Annotated in this window: 17 protein-coding genes and 1 pseudogene; 5 read left to right on the top strand and 13 right to left on the bottom strand. The window is 59.0% G+C overall.

The features are described 5' to 3' along the window. The 3 genes from HV770_RS37175 to HV770_RS37165 form a co-directional block, all read right to left on the bottom strand. Nucleotides 1-981, bottom strand: a 981-nt coding sequence (locus tag HV770_RS37175) for an HAD family hydrolase (RefSeq protein ID WP_175166390.1), incomplete at its 3' end; no start/stop codon positions are given. 90 nt (nucleotides 982-1,071) lie between these two features. Further along, nucleotides 1,072-2,760 carry an arylsulfatase gene (locus HV770_RS37170; protein ID WP_246291605.1) on the bottom strand — a complete coding sequence of 563 codons (1,689 nt, stop codon included), beginning with the start codon at nucleotides 2,758-2,760 and terminating at the stop codon, nucleotides 1,072-1,074. Between the two features lie 218 nt (nucleotides 2,761-2,978). After that, nucleotides 2,979-3,488 (bottom strand): response regulator transcription factor, encoded by a 510-nt coding sequence (locus HV770_RS37165; protein ID WP_175166389.1) that lies wholly within the window; start codon nucleotides 3,486-3,488, stop codon nucleotides 2,979-2,981. A gap of 370 nt (nucleotides 3,489-3,858) precedes the next feature. On the opposite strand from HV770_RS37165, the pseudogene HV770_RS37160 reads away from it, so the two are divergent. Next, nucleotides 3,859-4,352: pseudogene (locus HV770_RS37160) on the top strand (transposase); the annotation flags it as partial. A 274-nt stretch (nucleotides 4,353-4,626) separates the two neighbouring features. Here the strand turns inward: HV770_RS37160 and HV770_RS37155 are convergent. After that, the gene (locus tag HV770_RS37155) at nucleotides 4,627-4,770 is read right to left on the bottom strand and encodes a hypothetical protein (RefSeq protein ID WP_175166388.1); all 144 of its coding nucleotides are present in this window, start codon (nucleotides 4,768-4,770) and stop codon (nucleotides 4,627-4,629) included. Nucleotides 4,771-5,234: 464 nt separating this feature from the next. On the opposite strand from HV770_RS37155, the gene HV770_RS37150 reads away from it, so the two are divergent. Continuing rightward, complete coding sequence (locus HV770_RS37150) at nucleotides 5,235-6,044, top strand: HEPN/Toprim-associated domain-containing protein (protein WP_175166387.1); 810 nt, start codon at nucleotides 5,235-5,237, stop codon at nucleotides 6,042-6,044. 379 nt (nucleotides 6,045-6,423) lie between these two features. Then, nucleotides 6,424-7,197, top strand: a complete 774-nt coding sequence (locus HV770_RS37145; protein WP_175166386.1) for a HEPN/Toprim-associated domain-containing protein — start codon at nucleotides 6,424-6,426, stop codon at nucleotides 7,195-7,197. Between the two features lie 732 nt (nucleotides 7,198-7,929). Here HV770_RS37145 and HV770_RS37140 read toward each other — a convergent pair. The 9 genes from HV770_RS37140 to HV770_RS37100 all read right to left on the bottom strand — a co-directional run bounded on the left by HV770_RS37140 (nucleotide 7,930) and on the right by HV770_RS37100 (nucleotide 17,053). Next, nucleotides 7,930-8,517, bottom strand: coding sequence for an RES domain-containing protein (locus HV770_RS37140; protein WP_175166385.1), 588 nt, complete (start codon nucleotides 8,515-8,517; stop codon nucleotides 7,930-7,932). A gap of 115 nt (nucleotides 8,518-8,632) precedes the next feature. Further along, a complete protein-coding gene (locus HV770_RS37135; protein ID WP_175166384.1) occupies nucleotides 8,633-9,172 on the bottom strand; it encodes a hypothetical protein in 540 nt (179 codons plus the stop codon). 9 nt (nucleotides 9,173-9,181) lie between these two features. Beyond that, nucleotides 9,182-11,233 (bottom strand): alkyl/aryl-sulfatase, encoded by a 2,052-nt coding sequence (locus tag HV770_RS37130; protein ID WP_175166383.1) that lies wholly within the window; start codon nucleotides 11,231-11,233, stop codon nucleotides 9,182-9,184. Nucleotides 11,234-11,280: 47 nt separating this feature from the next. Further along, complete coding sequence (locus HV770_RS37125; protein ID WP_175166382.1) at nucleotides 11,281-11,541, bottom strand: hypothetical protein; 261 nt, start codon at nucleotides 11,539-11,541, stop codon at nucleotides 11,281-11,283. Between the two features lie 316 nt (nucleotides 11,542-11,857). Further along, on the bottom strand, nucleotides 11,858-13,081 hold the full coding sequence (locus HV770_RS37120) for an MFS transporter (RefSeq protein ID WP_175166391.1): 1,224 nt from the start codon (nucleotides 13,079-13,081) through the stop codon (nucleotides 11,858-11,860). A gap of 105 nt (nucleotides 13,082-13,186) precedes the next feature. Then, on the bottom strand, nucleotides 13,187-14,131 hold the full coding sequence (locus HV770_RS37115; RefSeq protein ID WP_175166381.1) for an N-carbamoyl-D-amino-acid hydrolase: 945 nt from the start codon (nucleotides 14,129-14,131) through the stop codon (nucleotides 13,187-13,189). A 39-nt stretch (nucleotides 14,132-14,170) separates the two neighbouring features. Further along, on the bottom strand, nucleotides 14,171-15,643 hold the full coding sequence (hydA, locus tag HV770_RS37110; protein WP_175166380.1) for a dihydropyrimidinase: 1,473 nt from the start codon (nucleotides 15,641-15,643) through the stop codon (nucleotides 14,171-14,173). Beyond that, complete coding sequence (gene cuyB, locus HV770_RS37105) at nucleotides 15,636-16,385, bottom strand: cysteate racemase (protein WP_175166379.1); 750 nt, start codon at nucleotides 16,383-16,385, stop codon at nucleotides 15,636-15,638. The genes hydA and cuyB overlap by 8 nt, the downstream gene beginning before the upstream one ends. Further along, nucleotides 16,382-17,053, bottom strand: coding sequence for an aspartate/glutamate racemase family protein (locus tag HV770_RS37100; protein ID WP_175166378.1), 672 nt, complete (start codon nucleotides 17,051-17,053; stop codon nucleotides 16,382-16,384). Before HV770_RS37100 ends, cuyB begins: the two co-directional genes overlap by 4 nt. A gap of 199 nt (nucleotides 17,054-17,252) precedes the next feature. On the opposite strand from HV770_RS37100, the gene HV770_RS37095 reads away from it, so the two are divergent. Both HV770_RS37095 and HV770_RS37090 read left to right on the top strand, forming a co-directional pair. After that, nucleotides 17,253-18,143, top strand: a complete 891-nt coding sequence (locus HV770_RS37095; protein WP_175166377.1) for a LysR substrate-binding domain-containing protein — start codon at nucleotides 17,253-17,255, stop codon at nucleotides 18,141-18,143. A 276-nt stretch (nucleotides 18,144-18,419) separates the two neighbouring features. Next, nucleotides 18,420-18,722, top strand: a 303-nt coding sequence (locus tag HV770_RS37090) for an IS6 family transposase (RefSeq protein ID WP_175166376.1), incomplete at its 3' end; no start/stop codon positions are given.

Genomic DNA, 18,722 nt, shown 5'->3' with positions numbered 1-18,722 from the left:
GAGCCGAGCCAACGACGATTGCCGGTCGTAGGCGAATTCACGCTCAGCATCGTCGTGATGCAGCAGCAGTGCAAGCGTTTCGCCGGGGCCACCCGCCGTGTACTCGAGCATCTCACGATCGCCATCGGAATTGCCGAATGCGAGGATCGGGCGACCGCCGATTGCGCGGAATATGCCGACCGGTTTTCCGGGACCGTCATCGACGAAATCGAAGCCGGGTTGGCGCACCAGAACGGGCTTGCCGTCGCGCACTTCGTACTTCAGCTTCTCTTCTGTGCCCACCACCCTGTCGGGCGGAATACCGTAGGCTTCGGTCACCCACACGCGCATGAATTCAGCCGTGCCGCCCGAGACGATCCAGATTTTGAAACCATTCGCCCGCAACAAATCGAGCAGTTCGAGTTGTGGCTGATACACCAGTTCGGTGTAGGGCCGATTGAATGTTGGGTGCTTCGCACTCGCGAGCCAGTTGCGAATCGACTGGTCGTATTCGTCGGTCGTCATGCCACTGTTGGCGACCGCGATCATCTGAAGAAGCGCCTTGCGGTTCTGCGCGAGAGCCGCAGTGTCGTGCGCGAGAAACGCCCTGAACGCGGGATTTTTCTGCCAATCCGGATGCCGGGGCGCGGCGGCCTTCAATTGTTCGATCATGAACGACAACTGGAACGGCATGGGCTGCTCGCTCCAGAGCGTACCGTCGTTATCGAATACCGCGATGCGTGCCTCCGGCGGCACATAGGTAGTGGACCCTTCGCGCGTTATGTCGGCGAAGAACTTGAGGATGGCGGCACGCGCCGCGCCGTCCTGCCACGAGGGCAACGCCGCTGCCGATGGCTCATTGGAAAGCGTCTGCTGCGTGGCCGCTGCCGGGGTCCCCGCCGATGGTCCTTCGTGACTGGCACAGGCGCCCAAAACCACGCACGCGAAAACGAGGACTCCCGTCAGCCGTCGCGACCACAAGTAATCTTTGAAGAAGCGCATTGATATCCCCGGCCGCTGAAAAGTACGCAGACTGCGCATTGCCGCGTCCGGACAATCGATGCGTTCCGATCGTCCGGCGCGTTCAGCCCATCAGTTCCCGCTTGGCATCGGAATGTTGAAGCCATTCTTTTGCAGTTCGTCGCGGATATAGCTGAGTCGTTGATATTGGGTCAGCGTAATCGGGCCCGAATAGCCTTCGCTCTGCAGCTTGCGCGGCGGATACTTCACATAAGTCTGCATCATATCCTTGACGGCGGCGTTGAACGCCACCAGCGTCCAGGTGTGTTCCGTGTAGTTGTTCATAAAGATGTCGTAGCGCTCCTGAGGATCCTGATAGAGATCGAACACTTGCGGAACCGTCGCCACATAACTCTCGGGCCCCTTCCAGCCGAGGTTTGTGTCTACGGCGAGGCCACCGGTGTCCGCGCCTCCGTCGCCGCGAAGATTGAACACCGCCTTGAACTGACCGACGCGCACCGCCCCCGGTGTCAGCTCGTTTTCGGTGAAATAGAACCACGCGGTGCGCTTGCTCTTTCCTGTGCCAAACAGCACCGGCGACATGTCATAGCTGTCAAAGATGATTGGCTTGCCTTCGCGATCATTCTTGGGCAGGTCGACGCTGGCCATTGCAGCGAACGTCGCCATGAAGTCAAGTCCGCCCAGGATGTCGTAGTTTCGCGTGTGCGGCTTGATCTTGCCGGGCCACCAGGCGATAGCCGGCACGCGCGTACCGCCTTCCCGGTCGGTTCCTTTGGTGCCGCGAAACGGCGTATATCCCGCGTCCGGATACACGTCCTGCCATGCGCCGTTGTCCGTCGTGAAGAAGACGAGCGTGTTCTTGTCGAGCCCCTTCTCGCGCAACTTGTCCAGGATATGTCCAACACGTGCATCCAGTTCAACGAGCGAGTCCGCGTATTTCGCCTTCGATAACGACTTGCCGATGTAGTCCGGATCAGGCATATTCGGCTGGTGGACCTTCATAAAGTTAATGTTGATGAAGAATGGCTGTCCGCGTTGCGCGGCATCGTCGATATCGTCCAGGCCTGCCTTCTCGATGTAACGGTCCACAAACGGGATGCCGACGATTCCCTTGTCAGGCTCGTTCTGATATTCGCCGTTCAGCTTGAAGTCCTCGTGCGGTTTTTCTCCGGCCTTGCCCGAAAGCATTCCCCTCGTTACCTTTACGAACAGGTCGCGGGTCTGCTGGTCCATGTCGGGGAACCACTTTGGATCGGAGTAGGTGTAGGCGTTCAGGTGATACAGCCCGGCGTATTTCATGTCGTCGTAGCCTTGTGCATTGGGCAAGGCATAGTCCGATTCGCCAAGGTGCCATTTACCCGTGAAATACGTGTTGTAATGCGCAAGCTTTAATACGGAAGCGAGGGTCCATTCCGCGTGTGGCAATCCGCCCCCCTGTCCCTGGAATGAAACGGTCGTCATGCCGCTGCGATTAGGATTCCGGCCCGTTTGCATAGCGGCGCGGCCCGGCGTACAACTCGGCTGGCCGTAGAAATCGAAAAATGTCATGCCTTCGTCGGCCATCCTGTCGAGATTGGGCGTCGGAATACCGCGCCCCTCTCCGCCACCATAGACACCAAGATCGCCCCAACCCACATCATCTGCCACGATCAGCACGATATTGGGCTTCGTGGGCTGCTGCGCGTCTGTCTGCGCCTGCCCGTTTATCGCAACGCTCAGCAGGGCTGCCGTCACCAAAGCAAAAGGTGCTCGTTTGACGGGCCTGGCAAGCGCCGTGATGCATGTTTCAGGTTTCATCATGTTCCTCTGGGTATCGATCAATGCCTGGCTTGGGTGGAATACTTTCGAATCAGATTAGCGTTGAGGAGGAGGACCGGGAGCGATCCGCAGGAACTGGATCGGGAAGACCGGCATGGTCGTCGTGCACGATGTATTGCTGCGCAGCCTCGTTTTCGCCATTTTTTCGTGGTGCCCCACAACATGTGGCACGTAAAATACAACGTGTTCTATTGCCATCTTCAGGGCGGCCCGCGCGTTGCATTGTGAACCGCATCCAGCAGCGCCTTGCCCAGAAACGGTTTGATCAGCGCCGCGTGCGGCCCCGTCCTTTCCACTGCCTCACGCGTAGCCGCACTGTCGAAGGCAGTGATGAATACCGCAGGCGGGCGCGGCACACGCAGCGTTTCATAGAACGCCAGACCCGATAGCCCCGGCAACTGCACGTCGAGGATCAGGCAATCCGCTGATGAAGCACTATCAACCGCGCCAGGTTCTTCCGCGCTGCCAAAGGAGCGCGCGTCAAATCCCGCTACGCTCAGCAAACGCTCGACTGCGCGTCGCAAGCTGGCATCGTCTTCGAGGATCACAATCAGGCCCGGCATATCATCCCTGCAGGCGATCCGCCTAGCCACTGGCAATTCGTTGCACACAAGCGTGCCTGGCACCATAAGTACTTCGGGCAGGCCGTTTTCCTTTTGGGCAAAACCGCGAGACACCGTCCGGCTTTCCCCGCAGTCGGCGCTTTTCACCCCAAAAAATCGTAGGGCAAAACGCCACAAGGACAATCAACCAAGTTGTTCGCACAATAAAACGCATGCGCTAACAGTTCGTCTGTCTTCGGAGTGTTATCCAGAAGCCGGCACACAACCATAGGGACTTGGGGCAACCCGATTTCCCCTTGGGGCAATATCGGATTCCGCCCTTTCCTTTCACTCGAATGACCGCTACATTATCTGCGCAAGTGCATTGCGGACCGTTGCGGTACACGCCGCGCCCACGCTTCTTAACGTCACCGTGGCATTTTCTCCCTGGAGCCGGGAGAGCATAATGAAGATACGGGCTTAGCCATCTGCGTAACCGGATCATTCGGTCGTGCCGCAGAATATTATTAGCGCACTGTTCGTTCCGAAGACGGTGACATCGAGCGCAACGGCTCATGGGCGCTTCGGCAAGGAAGACTTCATTTACAACGCAAAGACGAACGAATATCGATGCCCGGCAGGCGAGCGGCTTATCTGGCGATTCTCAACCGTTGAGCGCGGGCTAAAGATAAGCAAGTACTTGAGTTCGAATTGCCAGCAGTGTTTGCTAAACGGGGACTGCACGCCAGGCCCTCAACGTCGTGTAGCGCGCTGGGAGCACGACGATGTTCTTGATGAGATGCAGATTCGACTTGATCATGCGCCCGAGCTGATGCGCATCCGGCGACAGGCTGTCGAGCACCCGTTCGGCACGATCAAGGCATGGATGGGAGGCACTCATTTCCTTACGCGGACCTTCGAGCGGGTGAGCACAGAGATGAGCTTGCACGTGCTGGCGTACAACATAAAGCGGGCGACCAACTACTCGGTTCCGAGGCGGTTAGGAAAGCGATGCGGGCGTGGAGCCCATGAGGGGTGTTAAGCCTTCGCGATGAGTGCGGCTGTGATTTGACATTCGGTTCGCTGCAATCGACGAGCGGCCGCTGGCTTGCTACCGGCATCGACTTCAAGCGCGCCGACGCGAACACAACTGTTTCTTTCACTTACTGCGGCAGTGCCAGCGGATAGGAGAGCTTGCATTGTCTCCTGGCTATGCGTGTAGCGGGATGAGGTCGGGTACGGCAAAGTCCTTTTCAGTCTAGACAGCCGTCAGGCCGCCGTCGACCAGCAGGTCGATACCGGCGACTTAGCTGCTTTGGTCAGAGGCGAGCAATAACGCTACGGAAGCGATCTCCTTGGAGCGCGCCAAGCGCGCCAGAGGCGTAATCGCGGTGATCTGCTTCCTGGCTTCGGCGGCGCCTTCCCTGGACGGGAACTGCTCGTCGAACATCGCGATAGCACGAAAATTTGAATAGCCGAAATGCCTACCGGCAAAAGTTCGTTCCTGACAGAGGAGAAGACGGCAACGAGGGAACGATTGGTTGCCCTCCCGTCATGGGGTCGACGCGGACCGCCAGTCCGCAACTCGAGGGTAACCAGGCATGACTGTGTGCGCGGACGCTGCCTCCATTGCACAGCAACCAGCGGGCAGGTGCTCATGTGCACCTGCCAAACTGCGGCGTGCACTTACTGCGGGTCCGACTTTCCGATCACGCGCGCCCTCGGAAGCGCTGGGGCGTGCAAGACCAGCCGCAACGAAAACAAATCCGTGAAGAAACTCTGCTTATTTACAATGCGACTTTGACAAAACGATTTTATATTAAAAAATAAACCTAAAAAGCAATTCGCACCGACCGAACCAATGGTAATCTCTGAAAAAATCAGCACTCAACCGGGTTCTAACGTCTCCTCATTATGTCTTCGCTTGAGGGGCCGCATTTTCCACCTTTTCAACGAAACCGTCATGTCCATTGCCTATATTTCAGTCGGCGAGCAACCCTTCAGCGAAATGGAAAGGGTTTTAGTCTGTGGCATTTTGAAAAAGACGACCGGATAATCTGGGATCCGGGCCGTGGTGGATACGATGTTCGCTATTTGTACATGACCACCGCAGCTGAGCTTCGTCAGCGGCTGCGACGTGCGGGCTTCACCCGGGAATCGCTCGAACGCGAATTTCTCGAGTACAAAGACAAGGTCGTGCATTTCACGGATTTGCAGCATCTCCGCGACACCCCTGAAGAAGCGCATCGTCGCGCACACTCGGTCCAGTACGCGGCTCTCGACGATTGGCTCTGTGCGCTCGGACTGTTGCAGCACTGCATAGCGGCCGGGCAATTCACCGACGCCCGCTTCTACGAATACCGTGCATCCGATCCACTCATCGATATCCAGATGCTGACGCAATGCATCAGCCTATCTCGCTATATCGGGGAGACTCGCGATGCACTCCCGCGACACAATCGGTTCGGCTTCCCTTGTGCCAGCCTGGAATGCCTGGCAGTGGCAATGCTCGAAGTCGTCGAGGACGATGCCCCATGCGAGCTGGATGTCACTGACTTCGTGAGATACGAGGGCTCAAGGGCTTTCGACGACGTGACGAGGCGCGAAGGTCAGGAATGGCTCCCGGTCGAGGACGGGCCGACCGCGGAAGAAAGCGATCAATGTGCCGTGGAGGAGCCCAAGCTGGACCCTTACCAGCTCGCCGCGCTTTACGATGACATCTGAGCCACGCGTGGCGTGAGCCGATTCTTTGCTGAAACGGTATGTCGTCTTCAAATGCGTGGCCCCGCAGGAATGGGGCTAGGTTCGCCATGGAAGATGAGCCGGCGTAGCAACCGCAGGACGGACAGGGAGCTGTCTGCGCAGCGCCCGACGCCGGTATCTGCCTATCGACGCTCAAGAACAAAAAAGAAGCCATCTCGAAAAATAGCGCTATTAACTACTATTTTTCGAAAACATAAACTTAAAATAAAAATCATCCACAATATTTAAACAATATGCACGAAATAGGTGATATCTTATCATCGAGATTTTCAATTTAAAAGCGCGCTACTGCGTTAATTAAAATCCGCAATACACTCCCTTCGCAACCTGGAAACAGACAATGCCTTACGCTTCTATCGAAATAGCCGGCTCGACAATTAGTGAAATGTTTTACGGTTATCGCCGATGGTTTTTCGTTCGGGGTGACATGGTTGTCCGGACTGTAACCGATGCGCACGATCATTCGTCGAAACTTCAGTATCTATATGTGGTTACGGCAGCTGAATTGCGTCAACGTCTCGAAATGACCGGGTTCACCCGCGCTTCGCTCGAACGCGACTTCAACAGGTATGCCGATAAGGTTGAAAATTTCACCAAGCTGCCTTACCGGGCCGACACTCCTGATGTGGCGTCTAGGCGCGCAGATACTGTTCGGCGAGCCAATCTGGACGATTGGCTCGCCGCGCTCAAAGCGTCGCATCGTCTCGACGGAGCCGGCGACGGCAAATTTGCCGAACCGTACCAAGCGTCAAATGATTTCGTCGACATCGACCTTTTGGCCGATAGCATCTCCAATTGTTGGATGAGTCTTCCTGGCGGCCCTAACGACGCGCGAGATCGAGGATCATCCGATACATTGCTTCAAATCAATAGTCTGGCATTTCCGTGCACCAGTCTGGAATGCGCGGCAGTAGCGATACTTGAATTGGCCCCGTGCAACGCGGAATGCGTCTTGGATGTGAGCAGCCTCGTCAAAGAAGGCATGGTGTACTGCTTTGATGACCTCGCGGAACAGGCAGGCGTCGTGAGCGGCGCATACACTCCTTTTCCACACTCTCCGGAAAAGCCCACTCTGGACCTCTATCGGCTAGCCGTGCTCTACGATGACATTTGATCCACGCATGGCGCGTGGCCCGACGCTCGTTCTGGCAAAATCTACATCGAATTCGTTGGAGACGTAACCAACGACACCCCTATGCCAACGCCGACTATCAGGCGATGGCCGCATGGGTGCAAGCGGTCGGGTCCATGGTTCGCTTCTTGTCGCAATCATTGTCCCCACCGCAGTTTGGTTTTTGGACCGTCGTCGTGCGGGTTTGTCGGAGAAGATGAGGTTACAGGCGATTGCAGCAATCACCCGACTGGCACTCGAAGCCCTTCGGCGGCTTCATACTGAAATGGACGAGGCTGATTCGAATATTGTCAGCGTCGAGTCTTTTCACGAAGTGCAGATTGCCACTGATGCAGCCGATTCGATACGCGTCGACGCGCCTGGCAGTCCGCCCTTGGTCACAAACGTCGCGATCGTCAAGCGATGGATCCGCCGAATGAGCGGGCTGATCCCCGAGTTTCTTCCTCCGACGGGGACCCTTTCCATTGTCCCCATAAACTTTGCCGAGCTGTACGTGACGTCGAAGTCGCGCAAGCGGCGGTCGACAAGGAAGTCACGATATGAGCATTCCAGAGTGCGGTGGCGACGGTCACCGGTTCCGCCACAGAACGATGGAACCGACGAGTTAGTGCCTTGTTGCCGCCCCCACCCGCTCCGAATCTGAGCAACTCTCTCCCCGGCCGTCGCGGCAAAGTCGCTTCTGTTGCGGGACGAGACGTTTGTTGAGAGTAGCGACTAGGCGCGAATAGCGCGCACGAACTGAAGCCACGGCGTCGGCGGCCTCGACCAGCGGCTTTCGGGGCGCGGCTCTTCTTCGCCGCGCAAGGCGGAAGTCTCAACGAAAAGCGCAACGTTCCAAGTTCTCGGGTCAACGACGCTGTTATATGCAACGCCGTCAAGCCGACCATCCTCAAACTCGAAGTCTGGCAAGAACTCGGACACCACCTGGGACGGTAGATATTCGACGTGCACGCGATCGTCCCGCGCAACGGGACTCGCGATAGCTTTTGTAAAGCTGTTCAAAAAACTCAATCCAAGCGTTTCTGACGCGTTGCGTCTGAGAATATCCCCGGTATCGCCGGCAATTTGCGCAGGTCGAGAATACGCGCCTCTCTGAGCGTGCGCCAGCAACCGACCCGCGACGACGTGGACCTCGTTTCCTTCGTCGCACCGGCAGCCGAGGACGCGACGGGCGTAGGCGACGTTCGCGACCCTGTAGCGGCGAATGTCCGCATTCGTTTTTGGCGAATGAGTCTTGTCGACCCTGACCGGTCCTTGAGGGTAATCTTCCCGAAAGTCGCCACTGCTCGCAATAGTAGCCATTCCGCTGTCACGAGCAGTGGCGCTTAACTACGGGATGCCAATCTGTCCCCTCTGATGCGAGTCAAGGCAGACTTCTTCGTGTCGGGCCGATGAGCCAAATCACGGTCGCGCAGTATCAGCCAAATGCTACCGTCGGGCTGACGGCCGTCATTGAACTGGCCTTAAGCATTGAAAGCAGTTTATCCCGCTGTTCGGCCGGACCATCAATGAACAGAAGCGATTCCGTATTCAACTGACCCGTGTTTATTTCGCTGTCGAGCCAAGCCTGCAGCGCCACCTGAGATGTTACAAGCACCAGGCTGCGCACCTCGACGCTTTCGGAAAGTACGTCGGGGCGCTCCGGCACAATATCGGGGTCGAAGCCGTCTTCCGTCGCGTGGAAAAAGCCCCACGTTTCATTTTCGATGAGCAGAACATAGAAGTCTGGCAGGCTCAGGAGATCGTCGACCGTTAGAGCTTCCTGAACCCGATCCTGCAATCCATTGAGGGTGTCGACCGCCGTCATCCTTAAGCGCGCCTGCGCGAGCGCTCCTTCTTCCGTCTCGAGTTGCCGGAGCAAACCCGCCTCGATCGCCTTTCGCGTTGCAACGGCCACTGCCAGCGCCTGAGGATGTCCGACGCCAAACTCAATCTTGAAGTCACAGATTGCACACATTGCAGAACCTCACGGCGTGACGATGTTGAAGTAGAACTCAAAGTTGTCGAGCCATGAGATGAATTCGCCGAGCTTCTGGCTATCACCATCGATTTTGGCATCACCTGACATCACCAGCTTTTGCATGGTGGTCGAGCCAAGCATCACGTTGTTCAGGTTGGCGCGCGTCATCGTGATCGAGGCATTCGCGGAGTTGGATGTTTTCCCTTTCGAATAGTGAATCGCACTGTTTTCCACGCCGACTACGTAATTTTCCTTCGTGTCGGTCAGCGTGAGATTGAGCAATATCGACTTGCCGGCCGCACGGTCGCCATTCAAACGAATGCCGAGGAAGTCGAGAAACATATCGAGGGGCATCGCACGAATCGTGTCGGGGCTCTGAGGCGCAGGCGCGGGAACCTTCTTGATACCAACGCGCAGTTCCTGTGCTCCTGTTAGATAAAAGTTTCGCCACGAAGCCGACTCGGACTGATAGCCGAGCTGCTCGTAAGCGTCCGCCAGCATCTGCTTTGCCGCCGTATTCTGCGGGTTGCTGAACACGACGTGATTTACGACCTCGGCGACCCAACGGTATTCGCCCTGGTCGTAATAGGCCTGTGCCTTACTCAGAACGGCAGCGGCGCCACCCATGAATTCGACATAGCGCTTGCCGCTCTCCACGGGTGGCAGGCGATGCAGATTCGCGGGCACGCCATCGAAGAAGCCAAGACGCAGGTTGTATTGCGCGACGACGTCGTGATAAACCGTGCCGTAGTAGCTCCGGCAGTACCAGCGTTTCGCAAGACTGTCCGGCAAGCGGATCTTCTCGCCAATTTCAAGGGGCGTAAGCCCCGAATTGGCGAGACGCATGGTCTGGTCGTGCAGATAGCGGTACATATCGCGCTGGGCACCGAGGAACGACAGGATGCGGTCGTTGCCCCAGGTCGGCCAGTAGTGCGATGCAAACAGCACTTGCGCATCGTCACCGAACATGTCGATCGAAGCTTGCAGGTATTTAGACCAAAGCAATGCATCCCGCACCTTGGCGCCGCGCAGGGTGTACAGGTTGTGCAGCGTATGCGTCGCATCTTCCGCCGCGCAGAATGCCTTGAACTTTGGCAGATAGAACATGAATTCTGACGGTGCCTCGGACTCGGGCGCCATCAGAACAGTCAGTTCCACGCCGTCGAGTGTCATGGTCTGCCCGGTCTTCTCGGCGAACATCGTCGGCGTGATCAGGGTGATCGTGCCGACCGACGTTGTCTTGCCAAGCCCACCATCGACACCTCCCGTGGGATTTCGCGTCAGGAGTGAGCCATACATGTAGCTTGCCCGCCGTCCCATTGCATTGCCGGCAATGATGTTTTCACCCACTGCCGCCTCAGTGAAGCCGGCTGGCGCCACGATCTTCACCTTGCCTGCGCTCACGTCCTCCTCACTGACGAGGCCGCGCACGCCACCATAATGGTCTACGTGGCTATGCGTGTAGATGACGTGCGTAATGGGCTTGTCGCCCAGATGCGGAATGACCAACTCCTTCCAGACAACCGTTGCGACGTCCTCGGTGACGAACGGGTCAATCACGATGTAGCCCTGGTTGCCGCGAATGATGCTCATCACGGACAGGTCATAACCCCGCACCTGCCAGATGCCATCGACCACCTGAAAGAGGCCGTGATGCATGTTGAGCTTGGCATTACGCCAGAGACTCGGATTGACCGTCGGTGGGGCGTTGTTTTCCGGTCCCCCTTTAACGAAGGCGAATTGTCGCAGGTCCCACGCGGGAAAATTGCCTTTTCCCTTGATGATGACCGGCTCAGGAAGCGTTGCGACCAGACCGCGGCTGGCGTCCTCGAAATCCTGTGCGTCGGCGAACGAAAGGAACTCGGCGTATTGTCTGTTGATGTCGAGGGTTGCCGGCGTCGCCGGTTTGTTGGTCGCACTGGTAGCCCGCGCAGCCGCCGTTTGCGCCAGCGCTTCTCCCATGACGCCGGACAAGCCGGTCGCGGCTCCGGTGACGGCCACATTCTTCAGAAATGCTCTACGAGTACCGGGCTCTGCGGGTTCTTTCGGGTCAGACATGACGGCCTCCAGTTTGGGAGTGTGTAACCTCTCACGCTGTCAAAGAATCACTTAGCCTGACCCATTTGACCATTAGGGTAAAGGGCAAGCGAGTTGCCCGCAGGGGCAACTACACCAAGCATATGGTCGGGGATATTGAGGAAAACGAAGGGCGCGCGGCAAAACGACCGCTCGTCAACTATCAGCGTCGTGCGCCAAACAGAACTCAAGGGCGGTTCATGGCCGAACTGAGCCAAAGACTCGCCTTGTAGCATGAACAGAGTTGGCGGAGTCGGCTCGGTCGCAAGTTCGCCACCCTGCACTGTCATGGTGGACTCGACGAGAGTGATTCAAACGTAGCCGTGCGGCAAGCGAGATTCGTGCCGAATTGAAAGACACCGCAAAACGCGATGGAGAGCGTGTCATAGTTATTGGCCACCGCAAGATCGTGTAGTTCCTCGTGGTTACCGCCGGACTACGGCACGACGTTGTTCTCGCTTTTCACGCCGCGTCGAGCTGACGAAGGCCGGGCGGTCGCTGCGTGAAAGCAGGAAAACTCGCCGAACGTACTGGACTTCGTTTGGTTTTCGCGGCTTCAGCGAGCGGCGTGGTGCCGAGCGCCCGCTCCGTCCCGCAAGCCATGGGTCATTCGAGTTCGACGCCGCGCAACTCGGGAATCAGAAACAGCGTCGCCACTATGTCAATGAGGTAGATACTGGCGAGCAGCGCAATCGCGGTGCCGAACGAGTAGTGCGCCGCCAGCGCACCGATGGCAAGCGGTCCGAAACCGCCAACCGCACGGCCGATGCTCCACAGAACGTTCTGTGCTGTGCTGCGGGCATGGGTGGGGTACAACTCGGCCATCAGGGCGCCATAACCACCCATCATGCCATTGACGAAAACGCCCATAAAGATGCCGCCGATCAGCAGCGCATCGGGCGACCTTAGCGTCGAGTAGATCAGCACCATGACGAGCGCGCCGATCTGGTAGCCGATGAAGGCCGGTTTGCGTCCGACGCGGTCCGCAACCTGTCCGAAGATCCAGATGCCGACCAGCATGCCGATAATTGAACTGCCTGTCCATATAGCGGATTTCCCCAGCGTGTAGCCGAACGTCTTCGACAGATAGGCAGGCATCCACACGATCATTGCGTAGTACCCGAAGTTTTGCACCGAGCACAGAATGATGACGCCAATACTGCGGCGTATGGCGGTGGCGTCGCGAAACAGCGTCTTGACCGGGAACTCGCGTTTGACCGAAGCCGCCTTGCGCACGAACAGTTGCGATTCGCCGATCGCCTTGCGGATGATGAACGACCCGACAGCAGGAAAGAGCCCGACCACGAACATGCCGCGCCAGCCGATATGCGGCAGCAACAGCGGTGTGACCACGGCCGCTGCCAGCACGCCGGCTTGCCAGCCCATGCCGACATACGACGAGACGCGGCCGCGCTTTTCGGCCGGCCACGCCTCGATGGCGAGCGCCATGCCGATGCCGAACTCGCCACCCAGCCCCACGCCGGCAACGAAGCGATAGGCAAGCAGATCCCAGTAGCTGGTGGCGAGCGCGCACAAACCGGTGAACAGTGCGAACACCAGAATGGTATAGGTCAGAACCTGCACGCGGCCGAGATAGTCGCTGAGAATGCCGAAGCCGATGCCGCCCAGGACGCCGCCCACCAGCGTCCACGTGACGAGCGAGCCGGCTTGTGAACTCGTCAGCCCAAGGTCGGCGGAGATGAGGCTGAGCATGAACCCGAGGATCAACAGATCAAAGCCGTCCATCGCATAACCGGAGACGGCTGCGATTAGCGCACGCGCAGGGCGGTGCAGGTCGGTGGACGAAGGCGATTGACGCGGTGCGGCCACGTCGTCGGTCGAGTCTAGTGCGGCTGTGCCGTCTGATTTATAGCGTGTCACGAGAAAGATTCCCTGATGTGGCGAGTGGTCGGCGCGATGCCGATATATGGCGCGTCAGTCCTTGTAGGGCAGCGGCGCGCCAGCGCCGGTGCGTTCGACGATCAGACCGTAGTGTTCGGGCCGGCGGTGTTTCGCAAAGTTGAAGACGTGTTCCCGGAAGGTGTCGCCCAGTGCGAGGTCAACGTTTGCGAAGATCACTTCGTCGCTTTCGCTGGCGCTCTGTGCCACGATCTCGCCCGACGGCGCCACGATCACCGATCCACCGATCATGTGGAAGCCGTCTTCCGCACCGCACTTCGCCGCGGCGCCGATCCACATCGCGTTCTGATAGGCGCTCGCCTGCAGTGAAATCAGGTGCGTGTGCATGCGCAAGTGCGGCGGTTCGTTCCAGTGGATGTTCCAGGACGGCGTGTTGTAGCCGAGCACGCCGAGTTCGGCGCTTTGCAACGACATCACGCGCCAGGTTTCCGGCCAGCGGCGATCGTTGCACAGGCACATGCCGACCTTCGTGCCGAATGCTTCGAATACGGGAATGCCGCGATCGCCGACTTCGAAAAACTTTTTCTCGAGATGCTGAAACGGCGCATCGGGTTTATGATCGGCGTGGCCGGGCAAATGAATCTTGCGGTATTTGCCGATCACCTTTGCGGCTTTGTCGACCAGCACGGCGGTATTGAACCGGAGTCCGTCAGGCGTGATTTCCGCATAGCCGAGATAAAAACCGATGCCGAGTTCGCGGGCAGCATCGAACAGCGGCTGCACATGAACATTCGGCATGGACCGTTCGAAAAAGCGTTCGACCGCTTCTTCCTCGCTCATCCAGTAGCGCGGGAAGAAGGTTGTCAGCGCCATTTCGGGGAACACGACCAGGTCGGCATTGCGGCTTTTCGCTTCGCGCAACATGTCGACGAGGCGCGCGACGACAGCTGCGCGCGTGTCGGCCAGATGGACGGGTCCCATTTGCGCGACGGCGAGACCGAGTTTGCGAGCATGGCTCATGAGTACCTCTTGCTGAAAATGAATGGGGATGTGCAGCGTTTACTTCTGCTCGTGAGCGCCGTAGCTGAGCGAGCGGAAAAAGCGAGTCGAAGGTGTGAGCTCGCGTTCGATCGCGCAGGGCATCGGCGTCTTACGCGGAATGAAGCGTCCGCTGCCGCGCTCGGCATGCAGTTCGCCGCGTTCGACGATCACGCGCCCCGCGCTCACCACTGTCTCCGGCCAACCGGTCACGCTCATGCCTTCGTATGGCGTATAGCCGACGTTGTCGTGAAGCGTGGCCGCCGTCAGCGTGAATTCACACAGTGGATTCCAGATCGCGACGTCGGCGTCGGCGCCAGGCTGCAGCAACCCCTTACGCGGAAACAGTCCGTACATCCGCGCATGATTAGTCGCGCTCAACGCCACGAATTCGGGCAATGTAAGCCGCTTCTTGCTAACGCCTTCGGAAAACAGCAGCGGCAGGCGGGCTTCGAGGCCGGGCATGCCGTTGGCGACGTCCTTGAAGGTGGTCGCGTCGCCTTTCGGCAATTTCCCGGTTGCGTCGTAGCGATACGGTGCGTGGTCCGACGAGAGCGTCTGCAAGGTGCCTTGCTTAAGCGCGTCCCAGAGCGCCTGTTGTGCGTCGGCGTCTCGCAGGGGCGGGCTGCAACAATATTTGGCGCCTTCGGTGCCGGGCAGGTCCATGTCGTCTTCGGTGAGCAGCAGATAGTGCGGACAGGTCTCGCCATACACCTGCGCGCCCATCTTCTGCGCGGCCTGAATGGTCGCGAGCGCCTCACGCGCGGACACGTGCACGACCAGAATCGGCACGTCGAACAGGCGCGACAACTGGATCACGCGATGCGTGGCTTCCGATTCCGCGAGCTGTACGTGGCTCGTGCCGTGAAATTTCGGGGCGGTGTAGCCGCGTTCCAGCAGCCGTTGCGACACCCATTTGATGACATCGTTGTTTTCGGCGTGCACCATCACGAGCGCGCGCTCGCGAGCCGCCACGGCGAGTACGTCGAGCATCTGGTAGTCATCGATCTTCAACTGCTCGTAGGTCATGTAGACCTTGAACGACGTAATCCCCGAGCGGATCAGTTCCGGCAGATCGGTGTTCAGCGTTTGCGGATCCGTCTCGGACAGGATCAGGTGGTAGCTATAGTCGATCACCGATTTTTCGCGCGCGAGCGCGGCATAGTCGGCAGCCACCTGAGCGAGCGACGTGCCGCGATGCTGCGCGGCGAACGGCACGATCGTGGTCGTGCCGCCGAAGGCCGCGCAAACGCTGGCCGTGTACCAGTCGTCCGCGCCCATGCGGCCCATGCCCGAGCGTTGCTCGACATGGCAGTGCGTGTCGATGCCGCCCGGCAGCACATAGCGGCCCGTTGCGTCGATATCGCGCCGGCCGGCGGGCAGGCCGTTTTCCATGGCGACGATGCGGTCACCGACGATACCTACGTCGGCCCGGAAAGTATCCACGTCGCTGGCGACCATGCCGCCGCGTATCGTCAAATCGAAATCATTCATGTGTGTGAGTGATTGAAGGTGAATAAGCTAGCGCACGCTGCCACCAGGCGACGCATTCGCGCGCCAGCATGTCTGTGGCGTCGAGAACGGGCGCACCGAAGGTCAGGCCGGCGAGCGCAACGGGGATTTCGGTGCAGGCGAGCAGCAGCGCGTCGACCTGGCGGTCCGCGAGCGCTTCGGCCGCGCCGCGCAGCAGCATGCGGCCTTGTTCAAGTTGGCCGGCTTTGACCGCGTTAATGCCGGCCATCACTAGCGTTTCCTGACTGCTCGCGCAGGGCATCACGGCTTCGATGCCGGCGCGCTCCAGTTCGTTGTGATAGATGCGTGCCTTCAGCGTGGCCGAGGTGGCGAGCAGGCCGACGCGGCGAACATGATCGATGCGGCGATCAATGGCGTTGCAGGCTGCCTTGCCAATATGCAGCACGGGCACGTGCGCCAATGCCGCGAGCCGGCCATGCCACAGATGTGCGGTATTGCACGGAATTGCGATCACGTCGGCCCCGGCGGTTTCCAGCACGCGCAATCCGGCAAGCAGGTAGTCCCAGGGCGCGTCGGAACCCGACAGAAACGCGGTGCTGCGATCGGGTATCTGCGGCACGCTATGTACGATTACGGGGATATGCTCCTGATCGCGGTGGGCCGGAGTGGCGTCGATCACCTTGTGCATGAAGTCGACCGTCGCCAGCGGACCCATGCCGCCAAGTACGCCGAGCTTCGGCAAGGCGGATGCGGCGTGGCTCATGAGCCCGCCCCGGCGGCGTCGCGTACACGCGCGATGGCGAAGCTCACCGCCGCCGTGCAAGGGTCAATCACGGGCAGGCCTGAGGCGGCTTCGATCTTTGCGCGTAACGCGGCCATGCCCGCGCAGCCGAACACGATGACATCGGCGCCGTCCGCGTCGCGCAGCATCCGCGCGATCTCGCTCATTCGCTCGAGGGCGAGCGTTTCATCGCCCGATTCCGCGACGGACAGGTCGATCGAGCGTTCGCCCGCAATCCTCCGTTCGAGGCCGAGCGCGCGGTAATAACGCCAATGGCGGGCTATGCCGGCCGCGCTGATCGCGATCACCCCTATCCTCTCGCCGAGCAGCGACGCCGCAGCGATGCCGGCTTGGCCGATGCCAATGACCGGCTTGCGCGTGATTTCACGCGCCGCGAAAAGGCCCGGATCGCTATAGCAGGCGAGCACGAACGCGCTGAAACGGGCTTCGTGCTCTTCGATGAAAGCGGCGACGAGCGGCGCGGCGCGATCGGCATCGCGCTGCGACACGATGCCCGGTGGGGCGACATCCAGCGTGACGCATTGCAGCGAGCCAGCGTTTTCCGGCGCGAGCGGCTCGATGGCACGTGCGATGCTCGCCGTCACGTTCTGAAGCGAATTCGGATTGATGACGCAGATCGGCTGTGACAAGGGAAACCTTCCTGTGCGAGGGGCAGGTTGATAACCGAACGGTATCAATTGCCCCTCCCGGGCGTGAAATAGTTCAAAATTTGCAAGGTATAGACGCAATGCATACCATCGCTATAAGATGCCGCGCCATCGCTGCGGCGACAAACTGTCCGGGAAGGAACACATGCCACTCGAGGAGTCCCCGCAGCGCAGGCTAAGCATGAGCCTGCGGCAGATCGAAGTGTTTCGCGCAATCATGATCACCGGTTCGGTCAGCGAGGCCGCGCGCATGTTATTCATCGCGCAACCATCGGTGAGCCGGGTCTTGTCGGTGACCGAGGAACGGCTCGGGTTCCTGCTATTTGAGCGTGCGCGTGGGCGTCTTTATCCGACGCCAGAAGCGAAGCGCATCTTCGAGGAGGTGGAGGCTGCTTATGCTGGGGTACAACGAGTTGACGACCTGGTGCGTGCGCTGGTGGAGGGTCGCAGTGGCAAGCTGAATGTGGTCTGCAGTCCCAGCCTCGGCGTGCATCTGGTCCCGCGCGCGATCGCGTTATTCAACCGGCAATATCCCGAGTTGCCAATGCATTTCGAACCGCTCACCCATAACAACCTCGTGCCGCGGGTGCTATTCGGCAAAAATTATTTGGGCGTGTCGATGTTTGAGGTCGTGCATCCGAATCTCGTAACGGAACCGCTGGTGACGGTGCCACTCGTGTGTGCGAGTCCACGTGGATGGCTGGCTGACAGCAATACCGTGCGTCTGCGCGATCTCAAAGATCGACCGTGGATTGATTATGGCCACGAGACCCCGCTTGGACGTATTGTCGGCGCCGCATTCGGCAGCGAGACCCGGCCGCCACCCACCGTGGAAGTGCGCTCAGCTATGAGCGCGTGTTCGCTTGTGGAAGAAGGTGTCGGTGTTGCGCTGGTCGATCCGCTATGCCTCGACGCCGCGCTTCGCGTGCGTATCGACGTGCGACCCGTGCGGCCCGAAATAGCGCTCAAGGTGCAGGCGGTGTATTCCATCTCGGAGCCGTTATCGCATCCGGCAAAAGTTTTCCTGGAGGTGCTGCGCGAAGTGCTCGAAGAAGTACCGGGGTATCGCTGACAACCGGTTGTGGGTTTTCTGACGAGGCTAAATTGGTCTGCGAGACGCATCGGGACTGGATCTGAACTGCGCGGCCAGATCGATTAAAGACCAGATTTGTGGACGTTACGGATGGCTGGAAGTCAATGCTGGCAAGCGATACCACCCGAAACCTGTGCGTGCACCCTTCGGCGCATCGCCTTGATTGCGCTCGTTCGCACCATGCGGACACCTTGGTTCCGTCGCAATAGCGGCGGCTGGTATGCTGGGGAACCTTACAGAACGATGTGAACGACAATGAAGGCGCTCAGTCCGGCGGTAGCCAAGGTGCTGAAACGGTTGCACTATCCGCTTGAGATCATGTTGGTGTGCGTGCGTTGGTACGTGGCCTATCCGCTGAGCTTGCGCAATCTCGAAGAGATGATGGCCGAACGCGGGATCGCGGTCGATCATTCGACCGTTCACCGCTGGGCCATCAAGCTTCCGCCAGTGCTTGAAAAGGCGTTCCGCCGCTGCAAGCGCCCGGTCGGCAAGAGCTGGCGTGTCGACGAGACCTACATCAAAGTCAAGGGCCAATGGACCTATCTGTACCGCGCCGTC

Origin of the sequence: Paraburkholderia fynbosensis (assembly GCF_902859935.1) — a bacterium.
In the GTDB taxonomy this organism is placed as follows: Bacteria; Pseudomonadota; Gammaproteobacteria; order Burkholderiales; family Burkholderiaceae; genus Paraburkholderia; species Paraburkholderia fynbosensis.
The sequence above is the reverse complement of the archived record's forward strand: the minus strand, read 5'-3'. Positions and strand labels throughout refer to the sequence as shown.

Bases quoted from the DNA above. Each gene is read 5' to 3' on its own strand.
- HV770_RS37170 (WP_246291605.1), bottom strand. From the start codon at position 2,760: ATGATGAAACCTGAAACATGCATCACGGCGCTTGCCAGGCCCGTCAAA.
- HV770_RS37155 (WP_175166388.1), bottom strand. From the start codon at position 4,770: ATGTTCGACGAGCAGTTCCCGTCCAGGGAAGGCGCCGCCGAAGCCAGG.
- HV770_RS37150 (WP_175166387.1), top strand. From the start codon at position 5,235: ATGTCTTCGCTTGAGGGGCCGCATTTTCCACCTTTTCAACGAAACCGT.
- HV770_RS37145 (WP_175166386.1), top strand. From the start codon at position 6,424: ATGCCTTACGCTTCTATCGAAATAGCCGGCTCGACAATTAGTGAAATG.
- HV770_RS37140 (WP_175166385.1), bottom strand. From the start codon at position 8,517: ATGGCTACTATTGCGAGCAGTGGCGACTTTCGGGAAGATTACCCTCAA.
- HV770_RS37135 (WP_175166384.1), bottom strand. From the start codon at position 9,172: ATGTGTGCAATCTGTGACTTCAAGATTGAGTTTGGCGTCGGACATCCT.
- HV770_RS37130 (WP_175166383.1), bottom strand. From the start codon at position 11,233: ATGTCTGACCCGAAAGAACCCGCAGAGCCCGGTACTCGTAGAGCATTT.
- HV770_RS37125 (WP_175166382.1), bottom strand. From the start codon at position 11,541: ATGACAGTGCAGGGTGGCGAACTTGCGACCGAGCCGACTCCGCCAACT.
- HV770_RS37115 (WP_175166381.1), bottom strand. From the start codon at position 14,131: ATGAGCCATGCTCGCAAACTCGGTCTCGCCGTCGCGCAAATGGGACCC.
- hydA (WP_175166380.1), bottom strand. From the start codon at position 15,643: ATGAATGATTTCGATTTGACGATACGCGGCGGCATGGTCGCCAGCGAC.
- cuyB (WP_175166379.1), bottom strand. From the start codon at position 16,385: ATGAGCCACGCCGCATCCGCCTTGCCGAAGCTCGGCGTACTTGGCGGC.
- HV770_RS37095 (WP_175166377.1), top strand. From the start codon at position 17,253: ATGAGCCTGCGGCAGATCGAAGTGTTTCGCGCAATCATGATCACCGGT.